This is a genomic window from Rhizobium sp. 01N48 (assembly GCF_056399145.1).
The window spans coordinates 504,257-510,610 of record NZ_JBFTQT010000004.1 but is presented as its reverse complement, the minus strand read 5'-3'; the positions used below and the strand labels follow the sequence as shown (position 1 = coordinate 510,610).

Genomic DNA, 6,354 nt, shown 5'->3' with positions numbered 1-6,354 from the left:
TACTACAGTTGCGTTTGCCTCGAAATCGTGATTCACTTCTGGTGTTTGACGGGAGGGAATTCGATGTCGGTTTCGGGTTGGTCTGGATCAATGGTGGCTTGGCAGCAGGAGCTTGATACACTGAAGCAGCGGCTAGGCTCGGTCTTTGCTCGGCGTGAACTGCGGGCATCGGCCAGTGCCTTCCTGGATGGTTTGCTGTCTGGCGTTGAGCGCAAGACCGGCTGGATGATGGCCGAACAGGCAGGGCTGGAGAGCCCCTATCGGATGCAATCGTTGTTGGGGCGTAGCCAATGGGATGCAGATACGCTGCGCGACGTGGTTCGCGGTTATGCGATTGAGGCACTTGGCGATGCGGACGGCGTCCTTGTGGTCGATGAAACCGGGTTCCTGAAAAAAGGAACCCAGTCGGTCGGTGTCGCGCGACAATATTCGGGCACGGCTGGACGTATTGAGAACTGCCAGGTCGGCGTCTTTCTTGCCTATGCAAGCCGTTACGGCCAAACCCTGATCGATCGGCAGCTTTATCTACCCAAAGACTGGAGTGAAAACGCAGCACGTCGAGCTGCGGCTCATGTCCCACAGCAGCAGGCCTTCGCGACCAAGCCAACCATCGCGGCCAAGCTTATTGAGGATGCGCTCGATGCAGGCGTGCCCTGCGCATGGGTATTGGCCGATGCACTCTATGGATCGGATTCCAAACTACGCCGTATGCTGGAAGGCCGCGGCCAGCCGTATTGTCTGGCCGTTCGTTCCAATCATTGCCTACGCTTTGTCCGAGAGCAACACGTCGAGCAAACCGATCCGGAAACAATGGCTGACGAACTGGAGGCAGGGGCTTGGTCCAGTCATGCAGCCGGAGAAGGTGCCAAGGGTCTCCGGCTGTACGATTGGGCTCGTATTCCTCTGAGCTCTCGTCCTGATGGACAATGGGAGCGCTGGATTCTCATCCGTCGCAGCCGTCGCGAACCGAGCGCACACGCCTATTATTTTGTCTTTGCGCGTGCCGGTACAGAACTTAGCGAGTTGGCTGGTGCTGCCGGGCTACGGTGGACAGTGGAGGAATGCTTTCAACGCGCTAAGGATGACCTTGGCCTGGATCATTGCGAAGCACGCTCGTGGCATGCATGGCGGAGATCCGCTATTTGATTATGCGTCTACTGATGCCGCCGCCGATCAGAGTTCGATATATCCTCGCATGGTCCCTATGGCGACGAACCCACCAGGCTTCCGCAATGAACTCACACTACAAAACACGCCATCAAACGCAACTGTAGTAGTAGGTCATGATCGACTTGTTCAGATGCATGATTACCCGGTTAGGCCGGCTGGCCAACCTGCCCGCGAAGGCGAGCAGCACAAGCACTGCACTCCATTGGAAGACCGAGCGGATGATCCTGACCGCGAACACGAGGGCCTCCGGCCGCGCTTCCCTGGGGATGAACACGGAGAGTGCCGCAAGCACCGCCAGCGACAGCGTGGCAACGCTGAGGCTTATCCAGCGCTGGCGGTCGATCTCCTGCCAGAAGCTCTGCTCGTTGGCGAGCAGCGTGCCCAACATGAACATCGAGAAGTACACGGCGTGAGAATAGAGATCGGAACTGATGACCAGCGTCTCGCGGAAGACGGGATAGAGACACAGCCTCAGGATCGACAGAAACGCGATAGGCGCCACGAACAATACCCTGCCCCGCAGCTGCGCCGCCAGGGACGCCGATAGGCCGGGCCAGCGCCGCGCGAGCTGCGGCTGGGCAATCGACCAAGCGATGACATAGATCCAGAGATAGGCCAGGAACCACATATGCTCAAGCCGAAGCCCGGAGACCACATAGGTCTTCCAGAATTCCCAATAGGAAAGATCGGGGGCGAAGTTGTAAGGCGAGAAATAGACCTGCGGCGGCACAACCACGAGAACGCCGAACACGAAGGGCAGCAGAAGCTGCCGCGTGCGGGTCTTGCGGATTTCGGCCACGGATCTCTTCTTCAGCAGCGATGCCGTGACCACGCCGGAAATGAAGAATAGCAGGCTCATCCGCCATGGATGCGACCCGACCGTGATCAAATCGATCAGCTTCGTGGCACCCGATGTGTTAATCCACCAGGTCTTCGTCCCGTAGACAAGGCTCGAATGGTAGATGATGAGCGTGCCAAAGCAAAAAACCCGCAACGCATCAAGATCGTGACGCCGTCCATCGAACCTGTCGCCCAACATATATCCCGCCCCCAAGCCCGGGATATACAACCACAAGGGAATTTAATATAGGTTAATTTAATCGGCTTGATTGCATATGACTTGCACAATATGTCAGGCCTTGGCGGAATTCGCCAGATAGTCCGACACAGCCTTCCGCAGCATCGCCGCGTCCTCTAAAGACATCCCGCGCGGCCGGAACGTCACGTTCTGCACGTCGTTTCCGGAAAAGTAGCTGTAGAACATCAGCGCCGAGAGATAGCTGCCGTAGATCGAGGGGTGGTTGCAATCATAGTAGAGATTGAAATCCTTCGGCTGGCTTTGAAGCGCTTCCCAGATCACGCCCACATTGACGAGAGCGACGCCGGTCAGCGTGGCGAGACGGGCATGCTGCCGCTGGATGTTGAGATGCATGTCGGCATAACCCGCCGGTGAATAATCGCCGGCTGTCTTCGGCATGCCAGCATCCTTGATGCACTGATCGGTATAGCGCCAAGTGACGAACATCACCGGCACGTCGCCTTTCGCCTGGGCCTCCCGGATCAGGTTTTCGGCATCATCCCATGCGGGGCCCGATTGCTGCGCGCTATACTGGTCGCTGCTCAGCACCTGCAGCACGACTTGATCCCAACGTCGGGAAAGGAGCGCCTGGGTTTTCTCGCTTTTGATGTGATAGCCCAGGCTGACGCCCGGCTCGGCATCCATCACAATGCGCAGCTTCTTGGAATAGCCGGCGGAATCGGCGATCGCGCGCACCATTTGAGGCATATTGTTATAGAATGTGCGGCTGTTGCCGATGAACAGCGCGGACTGCTCTGGCCTCTTGTCGAAATAGTCCCGGGCATATTGAACGCCCCCATTCATGTATCCATTGAAAGGCGGGAGGAAAAACATGCAGACGAGCAAGATCGTCAGCAATGCGCTTATTCGTATCAGCCGCAACACCTTGGAATCCCATGCTATTCACCAGATGCTGACATAAATATCAGCAAAGACGTAAAGGATGGGTTGCACGAACAGCGAAGAATCGAAGCATGTACCCGCCAAGGGCGAAACGGCGGCCACTAGGCATCGTGTAGCGGATGAGCGTGGCAACACTCACATTGCACACCGCTCGAAGAATAGCCCAAGACAAAACGAGCGGCTGCGATGCATTTATGAGACATCGCTTAATTAATTAGTAATATCTCTTTCTTGCAACGTTAGAATGTGATTGTATGCCCGCCGTCAGCAAAGCTACGGCTTTAGGGCGTGTATTTGTAAAGCTTGTCTTGTTGTGGGAGTAAGACGATGGTTTACGATTGGGATGGCGCCAGAACACGGCGCCTGAGACTGTTTAGAACAGGCACGGCATTCTTGATCGCACTGGCGGTATTTGGGGTACCGCTGTTCGTTTACACGGCAAAATTCCACGGATTTTACGGCTAGGCGAACGCGGCAATCAGCAGCGACGACTTCGATATTATGACGGCGTTTCGACGCCACACATGAAAAGGCGCGGCCCGAGGTCGCGCCTTCACTGTCTCAAGGTGCCTTGGCTCAGGCGAGCTTTGCAGCAAGCTTGGCGACGTGGGCGCCCTGGAACTTGGCGGCGTCGAGTTCGATAGCCGAAGGCTGGCGCGAACCGTCGCCGTCGGTGATCGTGGACGCGCCGTAGGGCGAGCCGCCCTTGATTTCGTCAACGCCCATCTGGCCCTGGAAGGCATAGGGAAGACCGGCGACGACCATGCCCTGATGCAGGAAGGTCGGGATGAAGCCGAGGATGGTGGATTCCTGGCCGCCGTGCTGCGTGGCGGACGAGGTGAAGACCGAGCCGACCTTGCCGACCAGCTTGCCGGCAAACCAGAGGCCGCCCGTCTGGTCCCAGAAGTTGCGCATCTGCGATGCGACGGTGCCGAAGCGGGTGCCGGCGCCGACGATGATCGCGTCGTATTCTGCGAGTTCGTCCACGGTGGCGACCGGTGCGGCCTGATCCAGCTTGAAGTGCGATGCCTTGGCAACCTCTTCCGGCACCAGTTCCGGTACGCGCTTGACGGTCACGTCGGCGCCAGCGGATTTCGCGCCTTCGGCGACGGCGTATGCCATCGTCTCGATGTGGCCGTATGCCGAATAGTAGAGAACCAGAACCTTAGCCATCTTGGAAGTTTCCTCTTTCTGGGTTGCGGCGGGTGCTTGCGTTGGCGCACCGACCAAAATCCGTTTGATGAATTCGCGTATCATAAAGAATGCCTCGCAACGCTATCGTGCGTATGACCGATACGCTAGCGCATGCATTTTGCGGCGGCCAGTCGCGCAGGCAGAGACGGACTGTTCAATCTTATCGCACGTTTTTGCCTTGCGTTCACATTTCCGTATGCGTTGGCACGGGCTTCCCGTCCGCCCTATTTGGTATAAGCTCGACGCCAAAGACTGAGTGAAGACAGAGACCTTTGATGACCCAACAGATTGTGACTGCAGCCATTCTGGCAATCGGCGACGAGCTTTTATCCGGCCGCACCAAAGACAAGAACATCGGCCATCTCGCCGATATGCTGCTGCTTGCAGGCATCGACCTTAAGGAAGTCCGGATCGTCGCGGACGAGGAGGACGCGATCGTCGAGGCGCTGAACGCGCTGAGGACGAAGTACGACTATGTCTTCACCTCGGGCGGCATCGGGCCGACCCATGACGACATCACGGCCGACGCCGTCTCCAAGGCCTTCGGCGTTGCCTGCCATCATGACGAGAAGGCGATGGCGCTGCTCGGCGATATGTACAAGCGCCGCGAGATGGAATTCACCGAGGCCCGCCAGCGGATGGCGCGCATGCCTGTCGGCGCAACGCACATTCCCAACCCGGTCTCCACCGCACCCGGTTTCAATATCGGCAACGTCTATGTCATGGCCGGCGTACCACAGGTGTTTCAGGCGATGGTCGACGCGGTGATCCCGACGCTTCGGACAGGAACGCCGGTGTTGTCGCTGGCGATCTCGTGCCCTTATGGCGAAGGCGATATCGGCACGCCGCTCGCCGCCATCCAGAAGGCGCATCCGGAAACGAGCATCGGCTCCTATCCGCGCTATGTCGGCCAGAAATTCTCGACCGAGATCGTCGTTCGTGGTCGCTCACAGGCGGTGATCGATGCAGCCGGCGCGGATGTCGCGGCGATGATCGAAGGCATTCGCCGCGAGCGGACTATCCTGGAAAACCCATCAGCGGAGGCCTAATTTCTTTATAGAAGCCGGCTTGCGGGACTTGATCTCGGTCAAGGAAACAAATGCCGGCCAGGCGCATTGCTTCTCTTACGGACTTTTTCATCCGAGCAAGGAGATACCCATGTCTTACAAAACCATTCTTGCGATTCTCGATACTTCAGACAATTGCACTGCAGTCGCCGACCTGGCGTTTGCGCTGGCTGCGGAACACGGTGCCCATGTGATCGGGCTGCATGCGGAAACGATCGCCGTCGTGCCACTCGTGGCGCCGATGGAGATCCCCGATCCCGTCGCCGTGCAGGCGCTGCAGGACATGGCGCATAGCGAAAGGGTCAAGATCGAGACGATCGTTCGCCGCAAGGCCGAAGTCGAAGGCGTGTCGTTCGAGTGGCGCAGCTTTGCCTCCTCGACCGGTTATGGCTCTGCGCCATTGATCGAAAGTGCGCGCAGCGCCGATCTCCTGATCGCCTCACAGGCCGATCCGGCACGGCCGTCGGACAGTCATGTCGATGTCGACAATTTCCTGCTTGAGAGCGGACGGCCGGTCCTGATGATCCCCTTCATCATTCGCCAGCCGAAGCCGATCAAGCGGGTGCTGGTCGCCTGGAACGGCTCGAAGGAAGCGGCGCGGGCGACCTTCGACGCCCTGCCCTTCCTGAAGGCCGCCGACGAGGTTGAGATCTTCTCCGTCGATCCAGTCGACAATGCGCTGCAATCAGCGGCGGTCGCGGGTGCGGAAATCGCCGCGACGCTTGCCCGCCACGGCGTCAACGTCACTCTTGCGACGGCGACGACCGCGGACAAGAGCACTTCGGCCGTCATCGAGAACCGGTTGTCCGACAGCAGTATCGACCTGCTCATCATGGGTGCCTACACGCATTCGAGGCTCTGGCAGATGATCTTCGGCGGCACGACGAAGACGCTCCTGCACTCCATGACGGCGATGACGCTGCTTTCGCGTTAGCGGGCCGC

General features: G+C 58.4%; 5 protein-coding genes and 1 pseudogene. 3 read left to right on the top strand and 3 right to left on the bottom strand.

Translation table 11 applies throughout. From position 1 onward, the window contains the following. Nucleotides 1–63 precede the first annotated feature (63 nt). Nucleotides 64–1,134 (top strand): annotated as a pseudogene (locus tag AC1DOG_RS11765) (IS701 family transposase); the annotation flags it as partial. Between the two features lie 124 nt (nt 1,135–1,258). On the opposite strand, the gene AC1DOG_RS11760 reads toward AC1DOG_RS11765, so the two are convergent. From AC1DOG_RS11760 to wrbA, 3 genes are all read right to left on the bottom strand, one after another. Continuing rightward, nucleotides 1,259–2,206, bottom strand: coding sequence for an acyltransferase family protein (locus AC1DOG_RS11760; RefSeq protein WP_477928133.1), 948 nt, complete (start codon nt 2,204–2,206; stop codon nt 1,259–1,261). Nucleotides 2,207–2,302: 96 nt separating this feature from the next. Continuing rightward, nucleotides 2,303–3,052, bottom strand: coding sequence for a hypothetical protein (locus AC1DOG_RS11755; RefSeq protein WP_477928131.1), 750 nt, complete (start codon nt 3,050–3,052; stop codon nt 2,303–2,305). A gap of 675 nt (nt 3,053–3,727) precedes the next feature. Beyond that, nucleotides 3,728–4,324, bottom strand: coding sequence for an NAD(P)H:quinone oxidoreductase type IV (gene wrbA, locus AC1DOG_RS11750; RefSeq protein WP_477928129.1), 597 nt, complete (start codon nt 4,322–4,324; stop codon nt 3,728–3,730). Nucleotides 4,325–4,620: 296 nt separating this feature from the next. Between wrbA and AC1DOG_RS11745 the strand changes: the two genes are divergently transcribed. Together AC1DOG_RS11745 and AC1DOG_RS11740 are read left to right on the top strand one after the other, a co-directional pair. Beyond that, complete coding sequence (locus AC1DOG_RS11745; protein WP_113012250.1) at nt 4,621–5,394, top strand: competence/damage-inducible protein A; 774 nt, start codon at nt 4,621–4,623, stop codon at nt 5,392–5,394. A gap of 109 nt (nt 5,395–5,503) precedes the next feature. Next, nucleotides 5,504–6,346 (top strand): universal stress protein, encoded by an 843-nt coding sequence (locus AC1DOG_RS11740; protein WP_477928127.1) that lies wholly within the window; start codon nt 5,504–5,506, stop codon nt 6,344–6,346. Nucleotides 6,347–6,354 lie beyond the last annotated feature (8 nt).

Excerpts from the sequence above, each read along its gene's own strand:
- AC1DOG_RS11755 (WP_477928131.1), bottom strand. The coding sequence starts at position 3,052 with ATGAATGGGGGCGTTCAATATGCCCGGGACTATTTCGACAAGAGGCCA.
- wrbA (WP_477928129.1), bottom strand. The coding sequence starts at position 4,324 with ATGGCTAAGGTTCTGGTTCTCTACTATTCGGCATACGGCCACATCGAG.
- AC1DOG_RS11745 (WP_113012250.1), top strand. The coding sequence starts at position 4,621 with ATGACCCAACAGATTGTGACTGCAGCCATTCTGGCAATCGGCGACGAG.
- AC1DOG_RS11740 (WP_477928127.1), top strand. The coding sequence starts at position 5,504 with ATGTCTTACAAAACCATTCTTGCGATTCTCGATACTTCAGACAATTGC.